Annotated in this window: 22 protein-coding genes and 2 pseudogenes; 15 read left to right on the top strand and 9 right to left on the bottom strand. The window is 64.4% G+C overall.

Annotated elements, in window-relative coordinates:
* Positions 1-112: 112 nt before the first annotated feature.
* Both MCIT9_RS02230 and MCIT9_RS02225 read right to left on the bottom strand, forming a co-directional pair.
* Entirely contained in the window at positions 113-856 is a 744-nt protein-coding gene (locus MCIT9_RS02230) for a CPBP family intramembrane glutamic endopeptidase (RefSeq protein ID WP_317705806.1), read from the bottom strand.
* Entirely contained in the window at positions 853-2,247 is a 1,395-nt protein-coding gene (locus MCIT9_RS02225; protein WP_317705805.1) for an RsmB/NOP family class I SAM-dependent RNA methyltransferase, read from the bottom strand. Before MCIT9_RS02225 ends, MCIT9_RS02230 begins: the two co-directional genes overlap by 4 nt.
* A 100-nt stretch (positions 2,248-2,347) precedes the next feature.
* On the opposite strand from MCIT9_RS02225, the gene MCIT9_RS02220 reads away from it, so the two are divergent.
* Genes MCIT9_RS02220 through MCIT9_RS02185 form a run of 8 tightly spaced genes read left to right on the top strand, consistent with a single transcriptional unit; the run spans position 2,348 to position 10,109 of the window.
* Positions 2,348-2,917, top strand: a complete 570-nt coding sequence (locus MCIT9_RS02220; protein WP_317705804.1) for a hypothetical protein — start codon at positions 2,348-2,350, stop codon at positions 2,915-2,917.
* Positions 2,918-2,928: 11 nt separating this feature from the next.
* A complete protein-coding gene (locus MCIT9_RS02215; RefSeq protein WP_317705803.1) occupies positions 2,929-3,195 on the top strand; it encodes a phosphopantetheine-binding protein in 267 nt (88 codons plus the stop codon).
* Positions 3,192-3,794 (top strand): COG4648 family protein, encoded by a 603-nt coding sequence (locus tag MCIT9_RS02210; protein WP_317705802.1) that lies wholly within the window; start codon positions 3,192-3,194, stop codon positions 3,792-3,794. Before MCIT9_RS02215 ends, MCIT9_RS02210 begins: the two co-directional genes overlap by 4 nt.
* Complete coding sequence (locus tag MCIT9_RS02205) at positions 3,769-4,389, top strand: LolA family protein (RefSeq protein WP_317705801.1); 621 nt, start codon at positions 3,769-3,771, stop codon at positions 4,387-4,389. The genes MCIT9_RS02210 and MCIT9_RS02205 overlap by 26 nt, the downstream gene beginning before the upstream one ends.
* Positions 4,386-6,650 (top strand): MMPL family transporter, encoded by a 2,265-nt coding sequence (locus tag MCIT9_RS02200; RefSeq protein WP_317705800.1) that lies wholly within the window; start codon positions 4,386-4,388, stop codon positions 6,648-6,650. Before MCIT9_RS02205 ends, MCIT9_RS02200 begins: the two co-directional genes overlap by 4 nt.
* The gene (locus MCIT9_RS02195; protein ID WP_317705799.1) at positions 6,650-7,030 is read left to right on the top strand and encodes a rhodanese-like domain-containing protein; all 381 of its coding nucleotides are present in this window, start codon (positions 6,650-6,652) and stop codon (positions 7,028-7,030) included. The genes MCIT9_RS02200 and MCIT9_RS02195 overlap by 1 nt, the downstream gene beginning before the upstream one ends.
* Positions 7,027-8,937, top strand: a complete 1,911-nt coding sequence (locus tag MCIT9_RS02190) for a beta-ketoacyl-ACP synthase (protein WP_317705798.1) — start codon at positions 7,027-7,029, stop codon at positions 8,935-8,937. Before MCIT9_RS02195 ends, MCIT9_RS02190 begins: the two co-directional genes overlap by 4 nt.
* Entirely contained in the window at positions 8,934-10,109 is a 1,176-nt protein-coding gene (locus MCIT9_RS02185; protein ID WP_317705797.1) for an NAD(P)/FAD-dependent oxidoreductase, read from the top strand. Before MCIT9_RS02190 ends, MCIT9_RS02185 begins: the two co-directional genes overlap by 4 nt.
* Before the next feature lie 102 nt (positions 10,110-10,211).
* Here MCIT9_RS02185 and MCIT9_RS02180 read toward each other — a convergent pair whose 3' ends face one another.
* The 3 genes from MCIT9_RS02180 to MCIT9_RS02170 are packed head-to-tail and all read right to left on the bottom strand — an operon-like array spanning position 10,212 to position 11,195.
* Positions 10,212-10,649, bottom strand: coding sequence for a TA system VapC family ribonuclease toxin (locus MCIT9_RS02180; protein WP_317705796.1), 438 nt, complete (start codon positions 10,647-10,649; stop codon positions 10,212-10,214).
* Positions 10,649-10,849, bottom strand: coding sequence for a hypothetical protein (locus tag MCIT9_RS02175; RefSeq protein ID WP_317705795.1), 201 nt, complete (start codon positions 10,847-10,849; stop codon positions 10,649-10,651). Before MCIT9_RS02175 ends, MCIT9_RS02180 begins: the two co-directional genes overlap by 1 nt.
* Positions 10,850-10,853: 4 nt before the next feature.
* The gene (locus MCIT9_RS02170) at positions 10,854-11,195 is read right to left on the bottom strand and encodes a phage integrase N-terminal SAM-like domain-containing protein (RefSeq protein WP_317705794.1); all 342 of its coding nucleotides are present in this window, start codon (positions 11,193-11,195) and stop codon (positions 10,854-10,856) included.
* A gap of 263 nt (positions 11,196-11,458) precedes the next feature.
* Between MCIT9_RS02170 and MCIT9_RS02165 the strand changes: the two genes are divergently transcribed.
* A complete protein-coding gene (locus MCIT9_RS02165) occupies positions 11,459-12,310 on the top strand; it encodes a tyrosine-type recombinase/integrase (RefSeq protein WP_317705793.1) in 852 nt (283 codons plus the stop codon).
* A complete protein-coding gene (locus MCIT9_RS02160; RefSeq protein WP_317705792.1) occupies positions 12,303-13,433 on the top strand; it encodes an IS91 family transposase in 1,131 nt (376 codons plus the stop codon). The genes MCIT9_RS02165 and MCIT9_RS02160 overlap by 8 nt, the downstream gene beginning before the upstream one ends.
* A 325-nt stretch (positions 13,434-13,758) precedes the next feature.
* Here the strand turns inward: MCIT9_RS02160 and MCIT9_RS02155 are convergent.
* Together MCIT9_RS02155 and MCIT9_RS02150 are read right to left on the bottom strand one after the other, a co-directional pair.
* Positions 13,759-13,920: pseudogene (locus MCIT9_RS02155) on the bottom strand (IS481 family transposase); the annotation flags it as partial.
* Positions 13,912-14,856, bottom strand: a pseudogene (locus MCIT9_RS02150) (IS1380 family transposase); the annotation flags it as partial. The pseudogenes MCIT9_RS02155 and MCIT9_RS02150, both read right to left, overlap by 9 nt.
* A 305-nt stretch (positions 14,857-15,161) precedes the next feature.
* Here MCIT9_RS02150 and MCIT9_RS02145 point away from each other — a divergent pair.
* The 3 genes from MCIT9_RS02145 to MCIT9_RS02135 all read left to right on the top strand — a co-directional run bounded on the left by MCIT9_RS02145 (position 15,162) and on the right by MCIT9_RS02135 (position 18,780).
* Entirely contained in the window at positions 15,162-15,449 is a 288-nt protein-coding gene (locus MCIT9_RS02145) for a hypothetical protein (RefSeq protein ID WP_317705791.1), read from the top strand.
* Positions 15,450-15,503: 54 nt separating this feature from the next.
* Positions 15,504-16,436, top strand: coding sequence for a transposase (locus tag MCIT9_RS02140; protein WP_317705790.1), 933 nt, complete (start codon positions 15,504-15,506; stop codon positions 16,434-16,436).
* Positions 16,437-16,773: 337 nt separating this feature from the next.
* On the top strand, positions 16,774-18,780 hold the full coding sequence (locus tag MCIT9_RS02135; RefSeq protein ID WP_317705789.1) for a TonB-dependent receptor: 2,007 nt from the start codon (positions 16,774-16,776) through the stop codon (positions 18,778-18,780).
* Between the two features lie 132 nt (positions 18,781-18,912).
* Here MCIT9_RS02135 and MCIT9_RS02130 read toward each other — a convergent pair whose 3' ends face one another.
* On the bottom strand, positions 18,913-19,239 hold the full coding sequence (locus MCIT9_RS02130) for a hypothetical protein (RefSeq protein WP_317705788.1): 327 nt from the start codon (positions 19,237-19,239) through the stop codon (positions 18,913-18,915).
* Between the two features lie 531 nt (positions 19,240-19,770).
* Here MCIT9_RS02130 and MCIT9_RS02125 point away from each other — a divergent pair.
* Both MCIT9_RS02125 and MCIT9_RS02120 read left to right on the top strand, forming a co-directional pair.
* On the top strand, positions 19,771-20,844 hold the full coding sequence (locus tag MCIT9_RS02125) for a transposase (protein ID WP_317705787.1): 1,074 nt from the start codon (positions 19,771-19,773) through the stop codon (positions 20,842-20,844).
* Between the two features lie 10 nt (positions 20,845-20,854).
* On the top strand, positions 20,855-22,165 hold the full coding sequence (locus MCIT9_RS02120; protein WP_317705786.1) for an NAD(P)/FAD-dependent oxidoreductase: 1,311 nt from the start codon (positions 20,855-20,857) through the stop codon (positions 22,163-22,165).
* Here the strand turns inward: MCIT9_RS02120 and MCIT9_RS02115 are convergent.
* Positions 22,142-23,212, bottom strand: a complete 1,071-nt coding sequence (locus tag MCIT9_RS02115) for an acyl-CoA dehydrogenase family protein (RefSeq protein ID WP_317705785.1) — start codon at positions 23,210-23,212, stop codon at positions 22,142-22,144. The two genes, MCIT9_RS02120 and MCIT9_RS02115, sit on opposite strands and share 24 nt — an antisense overlap.
* Between the last annotated feature and the right edge of the window lie 25 nt (positions 23,213-23,237).

Raw genomic sequence — 23,237 nt, 5'->3', positions numbered from 1 at the left:
AAATTCAGTGAAAAGGCTGGAGATCAGTCGGATAACGTTACCCGTTCGGCAAGCGGCTTGTCAAGGCGGGGTGCCGCCCGGGGCCAGGGGAAAATCGTCTTAAATCATGAGCTTAGCCGTTAGGCAGCGGCCTTCTGGCAAAGGCCGTCAACAGCACCGCCGCGCAGCCCAGGGCCAGCAGCCCCTCGGTGTCGCTGGGACGCCAGCTGGCCGATATCCACGGCACCCCGGGCAGCAGCAGCCCCAGCAGCGACAGGCCGTTACCGGCCATGTGGGCGGCGATGGTGACGTACAGGCTGCCGCCGCGGGCGACGTAGTGGGCCAGCATCCAGCCCAGGGGCAGGGCGGCCACGATCTGCACCGGTTTGATGTGCACCAGGGCGAACAGCACCGCGCTGCCCAGCACCGCCGTCGGCAGATGGAAATGCCGCCGCAGCGCCGCCAGCAACACGCCCCGGAACAGCAGTTCCTCCAGGGTCGGGGCCAGGATCACCGCCACCGTCCCCAGCGCCAGCCATTCCCAGAGACCGGCGGGATGGAAGCTGGCCAGATAGCTTCGCACCAGCGCTGCCGGCGCCAGCCACAGCACCACTGCATCCATGGCGATGGCGATGGCCTGGAACCACAGCACCACGACCACTCCTTCCCGCCAGCCCACCGGCCGCAATCCCAGGGCGTGCAGATCGTAGCGGCGCAGGAACGGCGCCAGCCAGGCCAGCAACACGGTTTCCCCCAGCAGCAGGCTGCGCCAGAACCACAGAGAGCCCAGCAGGGCGGCGATCACCGCGCTGGCGATCTGCACCCCGACGGCGTAGAGGGCGATGAGTGCCAAGGCGGTGCCGATGCCGGGGATCACGGTACCACCCGGCCGGGGGCGCGCTTGGGAAACAGGCTCTGCAGGGTGGCGGCGCCCGGATCGTACCAACCGCTGCCCAAACCGAAGCCGCGGTGGCGGACGATGACGAAACCGCGGCGGCAGCGGTGGGCCTGGGCGGCGGCCACCGCGAAGGTCCCGCGGCCGAAGTAGGCGGGCAGCTGCGCCGTCTCGAGATCGACCACGTTGGCCTGCGCCTGCGGCGCCAGCAGCAGCGCGCCGGCGGTGGTGACCTTGGGTGGACGGGTGGCGGTCTTGAGTACCTCCACCCCCATCACCTCCGGCTCGGGCCGTGCCGGCGGCCGGTGGTCGCGCTGGACCACGTGGATGCCGCGGCTGCTGTGACGGCAGGGCAGCCAGTCTTCCATACAGTCCGGGGGCAGGTCGTGGTGGCAGCGCAGCCAGGTTTCCAATTCGGGCGCCGCCAGCTGCGGCGGGTGGGCGGGGGCGGCCCGGGGGGCTTCCGCGTCGGGCGCCTTTTCCAGCACCGCGGCGAAGAAACCGCCGGTGTCGTTGTGGTGGGGCCACAGGCGCAGGCAGTGGTCCACCTGGGGGTCGAAACGTTGCCCGTTCCAACGGGAGACGCCCGGGGCGGTACGCAGACCGGCCACCGCCTGCGGCACCACCCGCACCACTCCATCGCTCTGGCGCAGCACCGCGTCGATCACTGCTTCGTTCTCCTCCGGGGCGAAGGTGCAGGTGGAATAGACGATGCGCCCGCCGGGGCGGCACAGGGCGATGGCGCGTCGCAGCAGGGCCTGCTGCAGGCGGGCGTAACGGGACGACACCTCGGCGCCGTAACGTTCCAGGGGATCGTGGCGGCGCAGGGTGCCCTCGCAGGAGCAGGGCGCGTCCACCAGGATGCGGTCGAAGGCCCCGGCGGCGTTGGGATAACCGGCCCCGTCACGCAGGGTCAGGCTGACGTTGAGGAGGCCGAGACGCTCCAGATTGGCCCGCAGCGGCCGCATCCGCCCCAGGATTACGTCGTTGGCCACCACCGTGCCGCGCCCGTGGAGGATCATGGCGATCTGGGCGGTTTTGCCGCCGGGGGCGGCGCACAGGTCGAGAATGCGCTCCCCCGGCAGAGGGTCGAGGAGCCGGACCGGTAGCAGAGAAGCCTCCTCCTGGGCGTGAGTCAGACCGGCGAAATACCACCAGCGCCCGCCCACCGGCGTCCCCGCCGGCAGCCGCAGCGCGCCCGGATACCAGGCGACAGGTTGCGGCGCCAGCCCCTCCTCCCGTAGCAACCCGGCCAGGGCGGCGGCGTCGAGGCGCAGCGGGTTGGCCCACAGCACCCGGGGCAGGGGCCGGGCCAGGGCGGCGGCGAAGGCGTCCCAGTCGTCGATCAGGGGGCGGTAGCGCTGCAAGGGCATGGCGATTGAAGGATGGGCGTATCGAGGACACGGAATTATATCTCGCTCCGCTTTGTGCTAGATTGATTCACCGACGCCATGTACAAGACAGGGGGATACCATGCGTAAGTTCGGATTGTGGTTGTGGTTGCTGCTGATGCTGACCGGCCTGAGCGGCTGCCCCAAGGCCTTCAAGGGGAACGAGGCCAATCTGCCCGCCGGCGTGGCCATCGGCGATCACTTCTACACCCAGTATTCCTTCCAGTACGAGAAGAACCGCCACCGTACCACCAACTACCGCCGCGGCCTGCTGGTGCCGATCAACACCGAGGTGGAGCTGGTGAGCTGGGGGCGCAAGGGCTTTCAGATCCGGGTGCTGCCCTCCGGCCCGGTGATCGAGATCGAGAACGTCCAGAAACACACCGGCGACACCGTCGAACATGCGTTCCACAAGATGCTGGCGCGCCGGCCGGTGAACCTGCACCGGTTCACCCCCAAGGAGCGCAAGCTCATCAAGGCCGGCAAAGTGGCGGTGGGGATGCGCAAGCAGGCGGTGATCGCGGCCATCGGCTATCCGCCGGTCACGGCGACTCCGACCCTGGACCTGGATGAGTGGCGCTACTGGTCCTCGCGCTTCGACACCTTCATCGTCCGCTTCCGCAATGGTAAGGTAGTGGCCATCATCAATTGACGGAAACGTCCATGGCCGAAACTGCACTGATCGACGAACTCAAATCCATGCTGATCGAGGGGTTGCATCTGGAGGATGTGACCCCCGACGACATCGACCCCGAAGCCCCCCTGTTCGGCGATGGCCTCTGGCTCGATTCCATCGACGCCCTGGAGATCGGCGTGATGCTGGACCGCCGCTACGGCATCAAGATCACCTCCGACGACAAGCGCAACCCGCAGATTTTCGCCTCCCTCGTTTCCCTGGCCGACTTCGTCGCTGCCCACCGCCAGCGATGAAACCCCAGCTGCCGCCCACCGTCGCCGTCCTGTTCCTGACCGGGGTGTTCGCAGCCTCGTGGCCCGGCGGACGCAGCTTGTTGCCCTGGATGCTGGCGGCCTGGCTGGGGGTGCGGGCGGTGCGTGAACCCCGCCGCGCTTGGCGGCTGCTGTGGCTGGGCTTGGCCGCCGCCCTGGCCGCCGGCGCCTGGTGGCAGGGGGCGGCGGTGGTGCGCTGGGTGCCGGCGGTGACCTTTCTCCTCCTGGCCTGGCTGTTCGGCCGCACCCTGTGGCGGCCGCCGCCGCTGATAGAGCGCATGGTGCGGCTCCAGTTCGCCGTCATTCCGCCGTATCTGCTGGCCTACCTGAGCCGCCTGACCCAGGTCTGGACCGGTTTTTTCGTCGCCGCCGCCCTGGTTTCCGCGATCCTGACCCTGCTGGCAAGCCCCAAGGTCTGGGCCGGGTTTCACGGCATCGGTATCTGGCTGGCGACGGGACTTTTGGTCGGCGGCGAATATCTGTACCGGCGCCGGCGCTTCCCGGAGCTGGAGCGGATGCCGCCGCCCCAGGAAACCTTCCGTGAGATCGTCCGTTATGGCAAGGCGTTCTGGTTGGATTGAAACCGGTTGCTGGCTGCTGCTGTGGCTCTGCGTGTCGCCGGTCTGGGCCGGTGACCTGGCGGCGAAACTGGCGCTCGACCAGCCGCGCCAGTTCCGTTACCAGGAAACCCGTCATCTGGCCCTGCTGGCCAAGCCCTGGCGCGGCAGCGGCTTTATGATCGCCGACCCTGACGGCACCCTGGTGAAGCTGCAGCTGCTGCCCGAGCGCCTCGTCCTGATCGCCACTCCCGAGGAACTGCTGTACTACGATCCCGTCGCCAGCGAGCGCCGCCGTCTCGCCCTGCCCAGTTCCCTGCCCCAGGTCCAGGGCATCGTGCTGTTGCAGCATCTGCTGCGCGGCGATCTCGAGGCCGTTTCCCGGGAGTTCAATCTGGAGGAGCAGGAAACGGAAACCGGCTGGCGCCTGGTGTTGACGCCCAAGCGCCCCGATAGCCCGTTCCGCCGCGTGATCCTGGGCGAGGACGACAAAGGGCGCTATCTGACGGTGGAGGAACGCGACGGTGACTGCAGCCTCACCCGCCTGACGCCGGACGAGGCAGGCGCCCGCCTGAAGGTCAGGATCGCCCGCCTGCTGCAGCAGGCCAAGGGGGAATGAGGCGGCGTCTGGCCGCCGTCGGGCTGCTGCTGGTGCTGGCCGGGGCGCTGGCGGCCCAGCTGCGGCTAGAAACCCGGCTGACGGTGTTCTTCCTCGGCACCGACGGGGAGGCCGGCATGCTCGGGCGGCTGCAGCAGACCCGCTTCGCCCGCCGTTACCTGCTGCTGATCGAACCGGCCCGGGGAGAGCAGGCGGTGGCGCCCTTCGCCCGCCGGCTGCGGCGGCAATTGGCCCGGGTCGAGGGCGTCGCCCGGGTGTGGTCCCTGTCCGAGCCGCCGCTGGCGTTCCTGGATCTGCTGCGGGAGTACGCCGATCACGCCGAGGTTATCTACAGTCTCGAGCCGGCGCGTGAAGCCCCGCAATTGTTCGATCCCGCCACTCTGCCCAAGCGGGCCGAGAACCTCAGGCGGGCATTGCTTTCCCCCTACGGCGACTGGGTCCAGGCCATCGCCCGCCGCGATCCCCTGCTGCTGACTCTCCACGCCCTCGAGGACTGGCGCGACCGCCTGCAGCCGCGCCGGCACGGGAATTTCGAGGTGCTGGTGATCGAATCCGAGGCCGATGCCTTCGCTCTTGAGCGTCAGCGGGCGCTGCAGCAGCGCCTGCGGCAGCTGTTCGATACCCCGGAGGCCGGGACTTACCGGCTCACCCTCACCGGGGTGCCGGTGTTCGCAGTCCGGACCCAGGAACGGATCCAGCGGGACGTGGCCCGGGTCACCGCCGCCTCCACCCTCGGCGTGCTGGCGGTGTTCCTGGGGCTGTTTCGCACCCTGCGCAGTCTGCTGGCGGTGGCGGTGGTGCTGGCCTTCGCCGCCGAGGCCGGGGCGCTGGCGACCCAGCTGGCCTTCGGCTACGTCCATGCCCTGACCCTGGCCCTGGGTGGCACCCTGGTGGGGGTGTGCATCGACTATCCCATCCACGTCCTGGCCCACTGCGGCGGTCGGGAGCCGCGGGCAGTGGTGCGGCGGCTGTGGCCGGCACTGGCGCTGGGCGGCGGTACCACTCTAATCGGTTATCTGGCCCTGGGCGCCACCGGCTATCCGGGTTTCGAGCAGGTCGCCGTCTTTGCCGGCGCCGGCATCGTCGCCGCCCTGCTGGCGACCCGTTACTTCCTGCCGGACTTCATCGCCGCCGTGCGCCTGCGCCGCCCCCGTTTGCGGCCGCTGACGGCCTGGCGCGGTTTCGCCTGCCGTCACCGGAGGGGCCTGCAACTGGTCGCGGTGCTGGCCGTGGCCGCCGCGGGGGCGGCGTGGCCGCGGCTACAGTGGCTCGACGACCTGGAAAAGCTGGCGGCGGTCGATCCCGCGCTCAGGCGCCAGGACCGCCAGCTGCGCGCCCGGCTGGGGGGCATCGAACCGGGACGGGCGGTGCTGGTCGCAGCCCCGGACCTGGAAACCGCCCTCCAGCGCGCCGAGGCCGCCACGCTGGTGCTGCGCCGGCTCAGGGAAACAGGGGCGCTGGCCGGCTTCCAGCCCCTCTATCCTTGGTATGTCTCCCAGGCTCTTCAGGCGCGCAACTGGCACCACTACCAAAACCACGTGACCCCGGAATTCGTCGCCGCCTGGCGCCGCGCCCTGGCAGCCGCCGGTCTAGCGGTGGAGCCGTTGTCGCAGCTGGCGCGCAGCGAGCCGCCGTGGCTGAAAACCTTTGACCCGCGGCTGGCGGAGCTTATGGTGGGCCAGGTCCAACTTTCCCCCGGACGGGCCGAGCTGGCCATCTGGCTCGGCAGTCACGACCCGGCCGCCGTGCGCGCCGCCCTGGCGGGGCTGGAGGGAGTGCGCTATTTCAGCCAGCACGACCACGTCAACCGCCTGGCGCAGCAGTACCGCCGCCGGGCCCTGAAGACCCTGGCCGCCGGCGTCGCCGTCATCTGGGCGCTTCTGGCCTGGCGCTACCGCAGTCCCCTGGCCGCTCTGCAGCTGCTGGCGCCGCCCCTGCTGGGCGGGACCACCATTCTGATCGGCTTTGCCGCCGCCGGCTTTCCCCTCAGCTTTTTCCACCTGCTCGCCGCCCTGCTGGCCATTGCCATCTGCGTGGATTACGCTATCTTCTACCGGGAACGACGCGGCGGCGATGCCGCCGCCACCTATCAGGCCATGGGGGCCTCGATGCTGACCACAGTGACCGCCTTCGCCGCCCTGGGGCTGGCGAGCCAGCCGGTGCTGCAGGCTCTGGCGTTGGCGGTGACTGCCGGAGTGGTGAGCGGCTTTCTCTGGTGTCCGGTGCTGGTCGTCCCGCTTTCCGAGTCGAAGGAGTCCTGATGCGTTTCGTCTGTCTGCTACTGCTTACCCTGCTGGCCGCCTGCGGCGGCCCCACCGTCGCCCCCCGTGATCTGGCCCGGGACCTGGAGGCCGGCCAGGCGCCCCTGGTGCTCGACGTCCGCTCCGAGGGGGAATACCGCAGCGGCCACATTCCCGGTGCCGTTCACGTCCCCTTCACTGAAGTGGCCGCAAAGACCCCGCCCGAGGTGCTGCGACGCTGCCGCAACGAGCCGGTGGTGGTGACCTGCGAGCACGGGCCGCGGGCGATGTACGCGGCCTCCAAACTGCGGGATCTGGGCTGCCAGGCAGTACTGTTGCTGGAAGGTCACATGGCCCGCTGGCGCAAGTTGGGGCTGCCGACGACCAGCGGGGCGCCATGAATCCGGTCGCCATCACCGCCTGGCAGGTTTTGGGTGCCGCCGGCGCTGGACGGCAGGCGCTGCTGGCCGCCATCCGGGCCAACAAGCCCTGCCTGCGGCCGATCCGGCTGCTGCCGCTGCCGTTTCCCACCCTGGTGGGGGAGTACCCCGGCCCGCTGCCGCCTCTGCCGCCGGGACTGGCGCGCTACGACTGTCGCAACGCCCGCCTCGCCCGGGCTGCCCTGGAACAGGACGGTTTCCGCCGCCGGGTCGAGGCCGCGCTGGACCGTTACGGCGCGGCGCGGGTCGGGCTGGTGCTGGGGACCAGCACCTCGGGTATCTACGATTCCGAAGCCGCCTACCGCCATTTCGTCGCCCACGGGGAAATGTCGGCGGACTTCGACTTCATCCACCGCCACGCGGTCCACGCCACCGCCGAGGCCCTGGCCTCGGACCTGGGTCTCGCCGGCCCGGTGGTGGCGGTGTCCACCGCCTGTTCCTCCAGCGCCAAGGCCCTGGGCACGGCCCGGCGGCTGCTGCTGACCGGCATCTGTGATGCGGTGCTGGCAGCCGGAGTGGACACCCTGTGCAGCCTGACCCTGTTCGGTTTCCACAGCCTCGGCCTAGTGGCTGAAGCCGCCTGCCGGCCACTGGACGCCGACCGCCGCGGCATCAGCATCGGCGAGGCTGCGGCCCTGCTGCTGCTGGAGAAAGCCAGCGCGGCGAACCGGGCCTGCCCCCGGCTGTTGGCGGTGGGCGAATCCTCCGATGCCCACCACCTGGCCGCCCCCGACCCGCAAGGCCGCGGCGCCGAGGCGGCGATGGCGGCGGCCCTGGCCGGACTGGATCCGGCGCGGATCGACTATGTCAAGCTCCACGCCACCGCCACCCCCCTCAATGATCTGGCCGAGGCCCAAGCCGTCGAACGCCTGTTCGGCGACCGGGTGCCTTGCGGCGGCCTCAAGGGCCTTCTGGGGCACACCCTGGGCGCTTCGGGGGCGCTGGAGACGGTGGCCCTGCTGGAAGCCCTGGAACACGGCTGGCTGCCGGGCACCTGCGGGCTGGAGACCCCCGATCCGGCCTGCCGTCTGAACCTGCAGCGCCAGCCCCGACGGCAGCAGGCGGGGCGGGTGCTGGGCAACGCCTTCGGCTTCGGCGGCAGCAACGCCAGCGTGCTGCTGGGGCGGGAGGCCGATGCTGTCACCGAGCCGGTGGTGGCGGTCGGGATCGGTGTGAAGGTGACGGTGGTCTGTACCCCGGAAGAAGCGTGGGCGGCATCCCTGGATGTCGAGACGGCTTTGCCGGACCCCAAGCGCATTCCCGCCGCCATCCGCCGCCGCACCGGCGAGGCGACCCGGCTGGCGCTGTGCGCCGGGTTTCTGGCCTGCGAACGCGCCGGGGTCGATCCCCGGGAGCTGCCGGCGGTGTTCGCCAGCGTCGGCGGCGAGATGCAAATCACCGATCGCCTGCTCGTCGAGCTGGCCAAGCCCGAGGGCTGCGTCTCGCCCACCGCCTTCCACAATTCAGTCCACAACGCCGCCTCCGGCTACTGGAGCATCGCCACCGGCAGCCGCCAGCCCGCCACCGCCCTGGGTGCGGGGGAGGCCACCTTCGCCATGGCCTGGCTGGAAGCCTGGATCCGGCTGCTGACCGAGGCTGAGCGGGTGCTGTTGGTCTGCTACGAGGAACGCTGGCCGCCGCATCTGCAGCCGGGCATGGGACGTCATCCCGCCGCTCTGGCCTGGGTGCTGGAACGGGGCGGGCGGATCGGTCCGCCGGAGCAGACCGGGACAGATTTGCCGGCGGATTTGCAGCCGCTGGCGGCTTCCTCGCCGGTGCTGGCGGGGCTGGCGCTGGTCCGGGCCCTGGGGAACGAAAACCGGCGAACCGTGGCCTTGGGTGGCGGATGGAGCGTGGAACTGCGATGAACTACGACGTCATCATCGCCGGCGGCGGCCCTGCCGGCTGCACCGCCGCCACCCTGCTGGCCCAGTATGGCCACCGGGTGCTGCTGCTGGAAAAGGACCGCCACCCCCGTTTCCACATTGGCGAGTCGATGCTGCCCTACAGCGAGCCGGTGATCCGCCGCCTGGGGCTGGATTGGAGCCAGGGCAACGTGTTCAAGGCCGGGGCGGTGTTCATCGACGAGGCCACGGGCCAGGAGATGTTCTTCCAGCTCAGCGGTGAGCACCGGGCCTACCAGGTGGAACGCAGCGAGTTCGACCGCCGGCTCTGGGACAACGCCGCCCGCTTTGGGGTCGAATGCCGCGACCGCTGTCCGGTGGCGGCTGTCGAGTTCACAAGTGACCGGGTGGCGGTGGCGACCCCTGAAGGCCGGTTCCAGGGCCGCTACTTCGTCGATGCCACCGGCCGCACCGCCCTGTTGGGCCGGCGCCAGCGCGCTGTCGAACGCATCCGCCACCTGGGCCGTTTCGCCCTCTACAGCCACTACGCCCCGGTGCGGGGGGAACTGGCCGACGCACTCTACGCCCACGGCAACATCTGGATTCTGATGGTGGACATCGGCTGGATCTGGGTGATCCCCCTGGCCGGGCGCAAGGTCAGCATCGGCCTGGTGTCGGACCGGGGGCGCCCCCAAGGGCTGTCCACCGAAACCCTGTTCCAGCGCTACGTGGCTGCCTCCCCGCGGCTGCGGCGGCTGCTCGATGGCGCGCGACGACAGCTGCCGGTCCAGGCCGAGGCCAACTTCAGCTACCTCAACCGCCGTCGCTACGGTCCCCGCTTCATCAGCGTGGGCGATGCCGCCGGCTTCCTCGACCCGGTATTCTCCTCCGGGGTGTTTTTGGCCCTGACCTCCGCCGCCCGCGCAGCCGACCGCATCCACCTCGGCCTGAAAAGCGGCACCGAGGCCGATCCCGACCTCCACCGCCCCGACGACCCGGCCCACGCCCTCGGCTTCAACACCATGTACGCCTTCGTCGAACGCTTCTACCAGTCGGACCTGATCCACAACGTCTTCTTCGAGGCCCACCGCGACGCGGCCATCAAACAGGCCATCAGCGAGCTTCTGGCGGGAAATCTGTGGAGCGGGGGCAATCCGTGGCAGGAGACGCTGCTTAGGGGGCGGTTTGGGCGGTAGATCATCGTCTGAATGTAGTAATCGAGCCAGATGCGCATCCTGCCTACTCGTAGGATTGAGGATTAATTTGCCGCCTTCCTCTCCGAACGGCAGTGAAAAAAGTTAACCCAGAATGCATAGGTGCGCAGCCCCGGCGCCAGGTACGGAAGTGGTTGATACCCTGCGGTCGAAGGTAACGAAACGGCCCTTGTGGTGTACCGCCAGGGCAAGCAGGTAAGCGTCAGTGATCTGCCGGTGGCCCAAAATCTTCTGCCAGTCCAACGACTGGCCATCGAGCAAATTTACGTCCGCCGCCCAAAACTGGTGGGAGGGATGGGCGACTGCTTTGCTCAGACGCAAGGCTACATCCACCGGGGTGAAATTTCCTGGATAGGCAGGAGAAGACATGATGCGAACACAACCGTTCTGGGTAATGGGGCAGGAAGCCCAGCCGCGTCCTTGGTCCAATTCCGCCGCAAGCCACTGCTTGGCTAGGCCATGATGGCTATGGGCGCCGTCAAGCAAGGCGATCAGTACGTTCACGTCCAACAGTGCCCGCATCAAACGCCTTCCTCGTCACGTAGCCGTTCCACCAGGTCATCGGTGACAATCCGTCCTTCCCCGGGAAAAGGTTCGAAGCCGGCGATGCCGGGTTCCTTTCCTGGCGTCGTGCGCTGCAGCGCCAGCCGTATCAGCCGGGAAGCCTCTTTCCCCATGGAAACCCGGTGGCGCCGGGCCATTTCCCGGAGCAGAGCGAGCACATCTTCATCCAAATCCAAAGTCGTGCGCATGGTAATCACTCAACGGTAGGCAATGATGTTCTGATGATAACACATCGCAGAATCCCTTTCCCAGCACCTCCCGGTAGAGGAACAACAAAGCACTGAAGGCCTGGTTCTGGGTCGCGGCCGCCGCATTCCGATCGACCGCCAGATGGGTCAGAAACGCCTCGACCTCGGCGCTCCCCATCTCTGTTGGATGGCGTTTGCCGTGGAACACAATGAACCGCCGGATCCAGTCCACCCAGGCCTGTTCGGTGCGGATGCTGTAATGCCTCTGGCGGATCTTCATCCGCACCTGGTTGAGCAGTTTGGGCTTGTCTGTCATGTAAAAAAAGGTTAAAAGGAGACAGGAAATGGGGGAGATTTATAGCCCAGCATGCAAGGAATCACAGTGACTTGAGTCACAAAAGGTGTGTGTAGATGTTAGATGTGACGTAATGTAAGGCGTTATTTAGGATGTCTGCTAAAAGTTGAACTAAACCGCTTCGCGGTAGCCTTTTTCCCTCACCTCTATAGATTTCCCTTTCATTGACGGTTTGTCGGACACTCATTCTGACCGCTTTTGGTCGCGATCAGAGGAGAAGAGTGATGACACCGTTACGTCAAAAGATGATCGATGCCATGCAGATGCGTGGTTTTTCGGTACGAACCCACCGTAGTTATCTCGATGCGGTTGCCCGCCTTGCGAAGTACTATCGACGCTCGCCTGATTCATTGTCCGGAGAGGAACTGCAGGCGTATTTCCTGTATCTGGCCAAGGACTGCGGCCTGTCCGGGGCGGCCTGCCGGCTGTATCTCAATGCGATACGGTTTTTTTATCTGCAGGTGCTGGGACGTGATTCCTTCGGGGTCACCCTGGTGGTCCCCAAGCGGGCCCAGCGCATCCCGGAGCTGTTGACGCGGGGCGAGGTGGGCCGGCTGTTGTCGGCCTGCCGGAATCTCAAGCACCGGATGGCCCTGACGACCTGTTACGGCTGCGGTTTGCGGGTCAGCGAGCTGGTGGCGCTCAAGGTGCGCCACATCGATGGCGAGCGGCACCTGTTAAGGGTGGAGCAGGGGAAGGGGGCGAAGGATCGCAATGTCGTTGTGTCGGCTACCCTGTTGCAATGTCTTCGCCGATACTGGCAGGTGATGCGACCGCCCGAATGGCTGTTCCCGGGACGGGAGGTTTCGAGCCCTTTGAGCCTCACCAGTATCCAGAAAGTGTATACCGCCGCCAAGCGCCGTGCCGGCATCGACAAGGTGGGTGGCATCCATGCCCTGCGTCACGCCTACGCGACCCATCAGCTGGAAGCCGGGATGCCGGTCCATCAGCTGCAGCGGCTGCTCGGGCATCAGGATATCCACTCGACCCTGCGCTACGTGCATTGGATCCCGGACCACCGGGAAGGACGCAGCGGCGCGGATCTGATTGCAGGACTGGAGGTGGGCCATGGCTGAGGGATTACAGTCGGTCTTCGGCCACTTCCTGGACGCTTACCGGCAACACCATGACCTCAGCCCGGCTCAGGCCAAGGCCTGTCGTCATATCGAGCAGTGCCGCACCGAGGCCATGGGCGGCCTGCTGCAGCATTGCGACCGGTGTGGCCATGAGGCACCCCAGTACCATTCCTGCCGCGACCGTCACTGCCCCAAATGCCAGGGGCGTGCCCAGCAGGCCTGGTGCGAAAGGCAAAGACAGTCGATCCTGCCGGTGACCTACTATCACCTGGTGTTCACCCTGCCCCATGAGCTCAACGGCTGGGTGGAGTTGCACCCGGAAGTGATCTACCGGTTGCTGTTCCAGAGCGTCTGGGAGACCTTGAATGCCTTTGGCCGGGATTCCAAAGGGTTGAATGGCACCCTGGGCATGACCGGTGTGCTCCACACCTGGGGCCAGACCCTGTGCCGCCATGTGCATCTGCACTGCCTGATACCCGGCGGGGCGCTGACCGATCAGGGGCAGTGGCACGAGACCCAGGGCAACTATCTGTTTCCGGTCAGGGCGCTGTCGCGCCGTTTTCGTGGCGTCATGGTCGGTGCCCTGCGCCAGGCGGCCAATCACGGTCAACTGCACCGGGTCACCCGGCCCGGGGAAATCGACACCCTGCTCGATGGGCTGATGAAAACCGACTGGGTCGTCTATACCAAGGCCTACCTGAAACAACCGGAGACCGTGGTGGACTATCTCGGCCGCTACAGCCGCAAGGTTGCCCTCAATGACCGGCGGATTCTCGGTATCGAAGATGATCAGATCAGGCTGCGCTATCGGGACTACCGGGACCAGTGTCCCAAGGTGATGACCCTGGGCGGCGAAGAACTGATCCGGCGGTTCCTGCTGCACATCCTGCCCCAAGGCTTCATGCGCATCCGCCATTTCGGCTTTCTCGCCAACCGCTGCCGGAAAAGCAAACTGGCCAGAATCCGCGCCTGCCTGGATGCTCCTGAGCCAGTTGAACCCGGCCAAGGCGAAGACAGCCAACCAGACAGGGGCGAATCCCTGACCTACAAGTGCCCGCACTGCAAAGTCGGACACCTTATCGTGAGCTCTGAAATCGCGCCGAGGCGTACAGAATATGGTTGACTGAGCTCACGCTGAAAGCAGGATCGGACTTGAAGTGCATTCATCGGGCCCCGAGGGTCTGCAATGTCACTCGGCCCAAGGCAATCGAAACAGATAAAAAGCGCTTTATGATCAACGAAGAACGAGAAAAATCATGGCGGGGAACGCAGATCTACCTGATCAAATCGTCCCGTTCACAGAGACTGACGGCAAAAAGTCAACAATTCTCTTCGACAATCCGGCCCTCCCACAATACAATCCCCTATAAATAGCACGCCGTGGTGGCGGCATAGTTCAACAGACATTTATCTGCCATGCTGCGCACGGCAGATAAAATGCTTATATGTTATGTGTCAAGCCCCGTGAGCTTGTATACACGTTTTTTGAAGAGCTCCGGCCGCTTCTCCTGCCAGTTTTTGAGGGCCTGTACCGGTGATCTGTGTCCCAGGGCCTTCTGGGGGATCTGATGGTTGTAGACACTGGCATACTGCATCAAGGTCCGTTCCAGATCCAGGTCTGTCTTGAATTCACTGTGGAACTGCTCGCAGGTGGCGTGATCCTTGTACAAGGCAATGATGGTGGCGTCATCGTAGTTTTCATCCAGGGTGGTCCACCAGCCCTCCAGTTCGATGTTCGGCACCATCCATTGGCCATGTTTGTCCAGAGTGCGTTCGGTGATCCGGATCACCCGCCGGAAATGGTAGGTCTTTTTCTTGTATACCTGGGTCACCGTTTCGGAAAATACCGCCACCCGTTTGCCTTCGCGAGGGTGTTCCCAACACCCCAACTCGTCCGCCCGGGCCATGAAGTCTTCGGGATCGATACCCCTAGGGTTCCACTTGATCAGAAAATCCACTTCGTCTTTGGCCAACTCTCCCCGAGTCTCGAGGGCATCATGGGCACTGTCGAGACGGACCAGGATCGGCGTGCGTCCCGCCAGGCGCTTGGCATTGGGCAGTACCCGCTCCAGCACGTAGGTAAATTCCTTTTGGCTGTGCTGACTGCCAGGACGCAACTCATTGGCCAGGCACCAGCCTTCCAGACCCAGATAGGCACCGATCGGGGCATAGCCATCATAACCGTGATAGGTTCGGGAAACGCCTTCCTTGTGGGTATCGGAATTGTCCATCGGATAGACATCCATATCCAACGGCACATGGCCGGTCTTGAGGGGGGTGATAGGAACCTTGGCCCGAGCCAGAAAATCGATGTTGTTGGCATACGCCAGGGGCAAATAGGCCTCTGCCTGGGCATCGAGTCTCTGGCGCAGGCTGGCCGAAGAAGGCACCTGGCCGATGTCCAGAGCGTGGCGGAAATAGGTGTCCTTGCGATAGTTCTCCACCGCATCAAAATCGCTCTTGCCAAGACACAACAGGCCAATGTAGGTTTTCAACATATCCCCGTGCGTCATGCCATGCCGCAAAGGAATCGCTTTCAGGGCCATATCGATTTCCGCATATTAATTCAGACAGGCACCCGCCAAAGCCAGTCCGGAATGGGAGGTATAAAATTCGCGATCCGATTGCTCCAGAATAAAATGCCTCATGACTCACCTACTGGGTGAATGGTTGGATAGCCATATTTTAACACTTATTATCTTTGTAATCATGAGGTTATAGAGATATCCTTGATCCCCGGATAGGTCTGGGACCCTAGCAGAGAAAAGGCGCACGCTACAGGGAGTTACGGCAAAATGCCAAGTAACCAAACCCACACCCCACAGGTGCGCCGATGACAAGCCTACAACCAATGCCGGCCAAGATCGAGATCGACTTCACCGACGAGAAGCTGACCAGCCATGGGGGATGGATATTTCTCGGTCGCTTGTTCAATCGGTTGAGGCTCGGTGAGCGCATCGGAGAGACACTTCGCCTGAAGCAACGCGCCCGTGGCGCGAGTGATGCGCAGATGCTGTTATCGCTGGTGGCTTCCCAGGTGGCCGGTGGTGGGGCGTTGTCGGATGTGGACGTCTTGCGGGTCGATGCGGTGGGAAAGCGGTTGCTGGGGTTGTCGGAAGTGCCTGACAGCCGGAGATGAGGCGAGTATCTCTGCCGTTTCGATGCCCACTCGATCGAACGCTTGGAGTTGCTGGTGCAATCGGTGGCCGCTGAGGTGATGCCGGCGGTCATTGCTCATGAACTCGATCAGCGAGGTTATCTTCCTCTGTTCGTCGATGGCAGCGCCATCGAGGTGTCGGGACGTTTATTCGAGCAAGCGGCCAAGGGCTACAACGGCCAGGATCAATACTGGCTGCATGGCGTCTTCCTCGGCACCGCCTGGGGCGCGGCCCGGTTGCATCCGGGCGGCGTGTCGGTCACGGAGGGCTGGCGGGAACAGCTGGCCGCGGTGGCGTCCTGGATCGCCCCAGAAACCCCGGTGTGGGTTCATGTGGACAATGCCTATTACAGCAAGGACTTCGTCGAGGACTGCCATCGCCGGGGCTGGGACTACTCCATCAGCGTCACGCACGAAGGCTTTCGGCGCCCGGTGCTCGACTCGATCGAGGGTCTGACCGACGAGGCCTGGACCGACATTGGACTGGGGGAAGAGGCGACGCTGACCTACCATCGTCCCCAGGGGTGGCGGGAACATCCCTATGTGGTGATCCGTCGGACCCATGACGGCGCACAGAAACGCCTTCAGCCGGCCTATACCGTCATCCTGGTCTCACGTGACGATCTGCCAGTGGACGAACTGGTGCGTCGGCATCGCCAGAAACAAGGCCAGGAAAATGCCTTCAAGGGGCCGTTGATCGATCTCGATCTGCATCATCCACCCTGCCGCGCCTTCCATGCCAATCAGGCCTATTACCTGTGTGGCCAGCTGGCCCAGTTGTTGTTACGGATGATCCAGTATCAGCTGTTGCCGCCGAAGGCCAGAGGGCATGGCATTCGTCCCTTGATCCGCCATCTGATCCGTTCCACGGCACGCCTGGTCTGCCATGCCCGACGCTGGCGGCTGGACTTCGCCAAGACAGCCTTCCGGCTCGACTGGCTGTACTACGCCAGTTGTCAGTTGGAATAGCCATCCCTTCGCTGCTTGAGTCGTCTTTACTCCGTCGATGCGCCACCTGCGCAGAATGGCGCTTGTCTTGAGCACGCCTGCGGCCCGGTAAGCAGCCCCGCAGTGGCACCTTTTTCACCCTCAGAGATGCCCACCGCCCTGCCTCGAGAGCATTTTTAGAGACAACCCCATCTGTATCATGGTAATACAGACCCATTTCCCGCAGGTTGCAGGCTTATCAGGGAATCTGGGAGAGATATCAAGGGATGTGAAATCACGGATTCAGGTTTTTATAATAATTTCATGCACGTTATGATATAACGTATAAAATATTTGGATTGGATACAAGGGGGGAGACATGTCTGGATCCAGATTTTTGTTGGTGCTTTTTTCCGGTGCCGCCTTTGCCCACCAGGCTACGGTTAGGCTGACTCCACTGACGGTCACTGCTGCCCATGAACACGGTCCGGGTCGCACCGTATTGGAAAAAGAGGTCTTCCAGCGCACCCTGCGCCGAAACTTGGGGGAGATGCTTGAGCAGCTCCCCGGTTTTTCCAATCAATCCTACGGTCCTGGTGTGGGGCAGCCGGTGATTCGAGGACAAAGTGGTCCACGGGTACGGATATTGCAAAACTCCCTGGGGGTCAACGATCTCTCCCGGATAAGTCCGGACCACGCCATTGGTCTCGAGCCATTGCTCACTGAAAAAATCGAAATCCTGCACGGACCGGATGCCCTGCGTTACGGCAGCGGCATCGTTGGTGGCCTGGTCAATGTTCTGGACGGCCGCATCCCTGAGCAACTGCCTACCAGACCAGTGACAGCAATCGGCGAGTACCAGTACGACTCGACTGCCGACGAGCATGCCGGGGTTGCCCGCCTGACCGGAGCGATCGGACCGATGGTTCTCAGTGCCGGCGGGGCACGCCGGGCGCGCGGCGATCTGGTCACTGGTGCCGGACGGTTGCAGGGCACTGACGGTGATGACCGCAATGGCAGCCTGGGACTCTCCTGGATCGGCGGGTGGGGCTTCGTCGGCGGCGGCCTTCAGCGCCTGGAAAAAGATTACGGGGTGCCCTCCCTGGAAGCAGCAGACCACGATGAGGCGATAACGTTACACGAGGATGAGCATGAACACGAGGCTGGGCATACACATGAGGATGAGCCCGGGCACGAAGAACACGAAGATGGCAAAATCCGCATTGACCTCAAACAGAACCGGTACGATTTTCGGGCCGGCATCCAGAATCCCTGGGGGTGGGCCGAGGATTTGCGCCTGGGCTACGGCTACACGGACTACCGCCATCTGGAATTGGAAGGCGGCGAACGCGGCACCCTTTGGACCCAGCGCAGTCACGAAAGCCGGCTGGAACTGCACCATGTGCCTTGGGGACCGGCTCGTGGCAGTCTGGGCTTTCAATCCCGAAATGGCACGATGGAGGCCGAAGGGGAGGAAGCGGTGGTCCCCGAAACCGACACCGCCAGCTACGCAGGATTTATCGCCGAGCATCTGGACCTCTGGCCATTCGAGCTGGACTTGGGAATGCGGATCGAACATCTGACCACTGAGGCGCAGGGATTCAACGAAAGACACGATCTCCCGGTCAGTGGTGCAGCCAGCCTGACCTGGAACCCCGCCGACCGGCACCGCCTGAGCCTGGCATTCACCTCCACCCAGCGGCCGCCGGCTCCCCAGGAGCTTTATTCGTTTGGTGTTCACCACGCTACCCAAGCCTTCGAGATCGGCAATCCCAACCTGGACATGGAACATTCGAACCAGCTTGAGCTCGGCTACCGCTTTGAACATCCGAGGATGACGGCGGAAATCAACTTTTTCCACTATTGGGTCAACGACTACATTTTCTTCCGCAATACAGGGCGGATCGATGCAGGCTCCGGGCTGCCAATTTTTACCGCCAAACAGCAGGATGCCCGTTTCAAAGGCTTTGAGGCCCAGGTGCATCTGCCGCTGTATGCCAGCAACTATGGGGATTTGGATCTGATCCTGTTTGGCGACTATACCCGCGGCCGTTTCGCAAGCGGCGGGGATGTTCCCAGGATGCCGCCACTGCGCTACGGCTTTGAATGGAAATTCCACCGTGAAGAAGGAGAGATTTTCCTGCGCCTTACCCGCGCCGAACCCCAGAAACAACCGGGTGAAAACGAAGCATCTACCCCTGGCTATGTGCTTTTGAACCTCGGCGGTGAGTACCGAGTGCTGGTCAAGGACCGCGCCCGGGTCATAATCTTTGCCCGGGCGACCAACCTGCTCGACCAAGTGGTGCGCAGTTCGGTTTCTAACCTGCGTACTGTCGCTCCGGAGCCAGGGCGTGGCGCCCAGGTGGGGATGAGGATCGCGTTTTAGCAAGGACCGCGGGAAAAGTATTGGACAGCAATTATTCTTGACCGGTATGGAGGTTTGTTTGCCTTAAGACGCTGTGAGTGGAGATGGTCAAGTTAAAAACTCCTAAGCAAACCGTCGCACTGATCAGCCTATTCAAAAGGGTTCGGCCGAACTTACCGCGCCCTCCTGGTTCAGTCTCAACCGCAGACGGCCGAAGCAGGGTTCACGGCCAGCGACACAGCCGGAACCTTCCATCAGGATTTCTTCGAAGGAGACCGTCACAATGACTTCTTTCCCGTTCACTTGCTCGATCTCGAAACATAGGGTGTCATTGTCGATCCAGCCGTTCTGGGTGCAGAACAGGTTGAGTCCGGGCCATGTACGGAGAAAACGATCAACCAGCCGGTACAAATCTGTGTTGTTTGCCACGTCTTTCTGAAAATTCAAAAATGGCCACTCCCTGATTTCGGGTCTGGCCATTGACACTGTCTGTTATGACCTCGCTGAATGATATGTTGCGGCATGCCTATTGGAGCCCCCCGGAGTAATCTTGCCATGGCACCACCGCAAAAAATCTCGAACAACTTATAACAGATAAACGTTACTCTGACCCCAAATATTCTTTTTTCTTGCACAAATGTTGACCAATCTGCCCCGATCAGGGGCGGATGTGAAGCAAGGAAAATGGAAATGGATCTGGAAATCCGTTCACATAGCGGGCTGTCAGCCTCAGGCCGCGCAGGCAGGCAATGGCCAGATAAGCGAAATCCTGACCCACACCGCGGCGTTGGGAGAAGATCTCAAGCAAAGGTGTGCAGACTGTGGTGAGTAAGCGGTCATTCCAGACCGTTACTTCCCTGGAGATCTATAGGACACCCATATTCCTTGATCTGCCATAGTCGGCCAGAACCTCGGCATCCAATGAGATCTATAGGACACCCATATTCCTTGATCTTGTTTCTAACCTACGCTATTCTGTCCATCGAAAATCAATGAACAAGGCACTCCATCATGACCCAGCCCCGCACCTCTTTGGTTTCCCTTGACGACACCCCCTGGTACCACTGCGTCAGCCGCTGTGTGCGAAGGGCCTTTCTTTGTGGCGAGGATGCGGTCACGGGAAAAAGTTTCGACCACCGCCGGGGCTGGATCGCCGAAAGGATCAAGCAGCTGGCCGGGATCTTCGCCATCGATGTGGCCGCCTACGCGGTGATGAGCAACCATTACCACATCGTGGTGCGCATCGACCGGGACCGGGCCCTGGGCTGGTCGGTGGAGGAAGTATTGCGCCGCTGGACGGCCTTGTTTTCCGGCCCGCTGTTGGTGAGGAAATATCTGACCGAAGCCCGTAAGGAGATGGGGGCGGCGGAAATCGCCAAGGTGGCGGAACTGGCCGAAGTCTATCGGGCCCGGCTGTATGACTTGTCCTGGTTCATGCGCACCTTGAACGAGTACATCGCCCGCCGCGCCAATGCCGAAGACGGAGTCAAGGGCAGGTTCTGGGAAGGGCGGTTCAAGAGCCAGGCCCTTTTGGACGAGGCAGCCCTATTGGCCGCCATGGCCTATGTGGATCTCAATCCCATCCGGGCCGGGATCGCCGACACTCCGGAGAGTTCGGACTACACCTCGATTCAGGAGCGGATCGGCGGATTACCGCAAACGGTGGAAATCGAGGACGCACCTCAAACCGAGGCCGAGTCTCTGGAGAACGCCCCCTTACCGGAAGCCCGGGTCCAATCCCTGCCCCCGGCCCCGCTGCTGCCCTTCGACGCCACCGGCAGAACTCCCTGGGCGGTTCCCTTCGACTTTCAGGACTATCTGGAACTGGTGGACTGGAGCGGCAGAGCGATCCGCGACGGCAAGCGCGGCCACATCCCCGCCCATCAGCCAAAAATCCTGGTCCGACTGGGGATCGATGGGAATCGGTTCATCGCCCATGCCGACCGCCTGCTGAAGCAATTCGGCACCGCGGTGGGAGCGCCTTCCTCGCTGGTGGACCTGTGCGCCCGGCGCCGGCGCCGGCGCCGTTATCTTCGCGGCATACAGACCGCGAGGCGGGTGTTTCCCGGACGGCGGGCGGCGTAATCGACAGCGGATGAGCGGGCCGCCCCGTCACTGCGACATCGCCGTCATCGGCGCCGGCCCTGCCGGCAGCAGCGCTGCGGCATTGCTGGCCCGGGACGGGTTCGACGTGGTGGTGCTGGAGCGGGCCCGGCATCCGCGGCCGATGGTGGGGGAGAGCCTGATTCCCCACTTCTGGAAATACACCGATCTGACCGGCGCCACCCCGGCGATCGAGGCCGAGGGCTTCGTCGCCAAGGCGGGCGGTATCACGGTGTGGGAGGGGGAGATCCACCGCATTCGCTTTGCCGACTTCGGCTTTGAGCGTCCGGCGCTGCACGTGGAGCGCGACGTCTTCGACCACCTGCTGCTGCGCCACGCCGAGCGCTGCGGGGCGCGGGTGTTCGAGCAGGTGACCGTCACCGACGTGGCGCCCGGGGAGGAAATCCGGCTGCGCTGGGCGGACCGCCGCGCAAACCCGCCGGCACAGGGCTTTCTGCGCTGCCGCTATCTAGTGGACGCCAGCGGCGCCTCGAGCCTGGTGGCGCGCCGCCTCGGCCGCCGCCATTTGGCCCGATCCCCCCATCAGTTCCTGTCCTTCTGGGGCTATTTCGAAAATTCCCGCTTCATCGACGGCGAGGGCCGGGCGCGGGATTTTGAGGAGCTGAAGGCCGTGCGACCGGTCACCTTCGTCTGTGCCTACGAGGACGGCTGGATCTGGCACATCCCGCTGCGCCGGAGCACCAGCGTCGGTCTGGTGATCTACCGCGACCGGGTGCGGGGCCTGGAGGGGGCGGCGCGCCAGCGTTACTTCCTGGAAACCTGCGCCCGGGCGCCCTATCTGCGGGAGCTGCTGGCCCCGGCCCGCTTCGTCGAAGGCTCCTTGAGCGGGCGGCCGGACTTTTCCTATCACGTGGCGCAGGTGGCCGAGGACAATCTCTACTGCATCGGCGATGCCGGCGGTTTCGTCGATCCGATTTTCTCCCACGGCGTGCTCAACGCCTTCTACGGGGCGTTGCTGGCCGCTCTGGCGATCCGCGAATCCCTGCGCGATCCGGCCCGGCGGCAGCGCCACGCCCAGCTGTGCGCCCACCGCCTGCACCAGTTCTACAGCTTCTCCCGCGCCCTGGCCCTGGGGGACGTCGGCGGCAACGGCGTCGATTTTGAGCTGGTGAAGCGCTTCATGCGCTCGGTGCCGCAGCGGGAGCTGGAACTGATGCTGGCGGTGTCCCACATCACCCACCGCACCCGCCATTTCCGCCGCCTGATCGAGGCCTCGGGGTTGACGGCGCTGGGCGGGCGGCTGGAGGATAAAGCCAGATTATTGCCGAGACTGTGGATTTGATCCGCCGATCCCGGGCCGGTAGCCTTCCCCGGTTCCCAGCAGCGCCGCGATCAGGTTCTTCAGCACCTCGTCGGAGCCGGAAAACAGCCGCCCGGCGGCGGCGTCGTTGAGCCACGCGCTCATGCCGCCGGCTTCCTCCAGCCCCCGGGCGCCGAGGATGTGAACGGCGTCCAGGGTCGATTCCAGGAAGGCGCGGGAGGCCACCAGCTTGGTCTGGGCCGAGGCCAGGGTCAGGCGCAGGCCGGCGTCGGCCAGGCGGGCGCATTCCCGCAGCCACAGGTGGACGGTGTCGAGGCGGGTGCGCATGTCGGCGATGCGGTGGGCGACGGCCTGATGACGGCCCAGATGGGCCGCGCCGCTGCGGCGCTTGCGGCTGAAGGCGATCACCTGTTCCAGCTGCCATTCCATCACCCCGGCGATGCCGGCGAAGATGAAGGCCCGCTCCCACTCCAGCGCTTGCTGAATCAGCGCCAGACCGGCGCCGGGTCTGCCCAGCAGGCGGCCGGCAGGAAGCCGGCAGTCCTCGAGCACGACCTCGCCCATCGGCGCGCTGCGGCAGGCGGCCACGGCATAGTCCTGGCGATAGTGCGCGCCGGGGTCGTCCTTCAACACCACGAAGGCGGACACGGCCCCGTCGAGACGGGCGTAGACGATCAGCAGGTCAGCCGCCGGCACGTTGGTGATGTAATACTTTTCCCCATCGAGGCGGAAGCCTTCGCCGCAGCGGACGGCCCGGGCCGTCATCGCCGCCGGATCGGAGCCGCCCTGGGGTTCGGTGATGGCGTGGCCGCCGAGCCACTGCCCGCTGACCAGCTGCGGCAGCCAGCGGTTTCGCTGGGCATCGTCGCCGTGACGCAGCAGGGGGAACAGCGCCCCCCACAGGTGGGCGCCCGCTGCCAGCACCAGGCCGGGATCGCGGCTTTCCCGTCCCAGGCGGATATGGGCCTGGAGCAGCCCGGCAAAGCCGTCCCCCAGACCGCCCCAGGATTCCGGGACGGCGTGACGGAACAGGCCGGTGCGGCCGAGGGCATAAAAGTTCATGGCCATCGGGAGAATTTTACCGTCCGGGTCC

It is taken from the genome of Methylomarinovum caldicuralii, assembly GCF_033126985.1.
GTDB lineage: Bacteria > Pseudomonadota > Gammaproteobacteria > Methylococcales > Methylothermaceae > Methylohalobius > Methylohalobius caldicuralii.
This window is presented reverse-complemented; position numbering and strand designations above follow the sequence as displayed.

What these genes read in the sequence shown, in the direction of transcription:
- MCIT9_RS02225 (WP_317705805.1), bottom strand. Translation starts at nt 2,247, where the DNA reads ATGCCCTTGCAGCGCTACCGCCCCCTGATCGACGACTGGGACGCCTTC.
- MCIT9_RS02220 (WP_317705804.1), top strand. Translation starts at nt 2,348, where the DNA reads ATGCGTAAGTTCGGATTGTGGTTGTGGTTGCTGCTGATGCTGACCGGC.
- MCIT9_RS02215 (WP_317705803.1), top strand. Translation starts at nt 2,929, where the DNA reads ATGGCCGAAACTGCACTGATCGACGAACTCAAATCCATGCTGATCGAG.
- MCIT9_RS02210 (WP_317705802.1), top strand. Translation starts at nt 3,192, where the DNA reads ATGAAACCCCAGCTGCCGCCCACCGTCGCCGTCCTGTTCCTGACCGGG.
- MCIT9_RS02205 (WP_317705801.1), top strand. Translation starts at nt 3,769, where the DNA reads ATGGCAAGGCGTTCTGGTTGGATTGAAACCGGTTGCTGGCTGCTGCTG.
- MCIT9_RS02200 (WP_317705800.1), top strand. Translation starts at nt 4,386, where the DNA reads ATGAGGCGGCGTCTGGCCGCCGTCGGGCTGCTGCTGGTGCTGGCCGGG.
- MCIT9_RS02195 (WP_317705799.1), top strand. Translation starts at nt 6,650, where the DNA reads ATGCGTTTCGTCTGTCTGCTACTGCTTACCCTGCTGGCCGCCTGCGGC.
- MCIT9_RS02190 (WP_317705798.1), top strand. Translation starts at nt 7,027, where the DNA reads ATGAATCCGGTCGCCATCACCGCCTGGCAGGTTTTGGGTGCCGCCGGC.
- MCIT9_RS02185 (WP_317705797.1), top strand. Translation starts at nt 8,934, where the DNA reads ATGAACTACGACGTCATCATCGCCGGCGGCGGCCCTGCCGGCTGCACC.
- MCIT9_RS02180 (WP_317705796.1), bottom strand. Translation starts at nt 10,649, where the DNA reads ATGCGGGCACTGTTGGACGTGAACGTACTGATCGCCTTGCTTGACGGC.
- MCIT9_RS02170 (WP_317705794.1), bottom strand. Translation starts at nt 11,195, where the DNA reads ATGACAGACAAGCCCAAACTGCTCAACCAGGTGCGGATGAAGATCCGC.
- MCIT9_RS02165 (WP_317705793.1), top strand. Translation starts at nt 11,459, where the DNA reads ATGACACCGTTACGTCAAAAGATGATCGATGCCATGCAGATGCGTGGT.
- MCIT9_RS02160 (WP_317705792.1), top strand. Translation starts at nt 12,303, where the DNA reads ATGGCTGAGGGATTACAGTCGGTCTTCGGCCACTTCCTGGACGCTTAC.
- MCIT9_RS02145 (WP_317705791.1), top strand. Translation starts at nt 15,162, where the DNA reads ATGCCGGCCAAGATCGAGATCGACTTCACCGACGAGAAGCTGACCAGC.
- MCIT9_RS02135 (WP_317705789.1), top strand. Translation starts at nt 16,774, where the DNA reads ATGTCTGGATCCAGATTTTTGTTGGTGCTTTTTTCCGGTGCCGCCTTT.
- MCIT9_RS02130 (WP_317705788.1), bottom strand. Translation starts at nt 19,239, where the DNA reads ATGGCCAGACCCGAAATCAGGGAGTGGCCATTTTTGAATTTTCAGAAA.
- MCIT9_RS02125 (WP_317705787.1), top strand. Translation starts at nt 19,771, where the DNA reads ATGACCCAGCCCCGCACCTCTTTGGTTTCCCTTGACGACACCCCCTGG.
- MCIT9_RS02120 (WP_317705786.1), top strand. Translation starts at nt 20,855, where the DNA reads ATGAGCGGGCCGCCCCGTCACTGCGACATCGCCGTCATCGGCGCCGGC.
- MCIT9_RS02115 (WP_317705785.1), bottom strand. Translation starts at nt 23,212, where the DNA reads ATGGCCATGAACTTTTATGCCCTCGGCCGCACCGGCCTGTTCCGTCAC.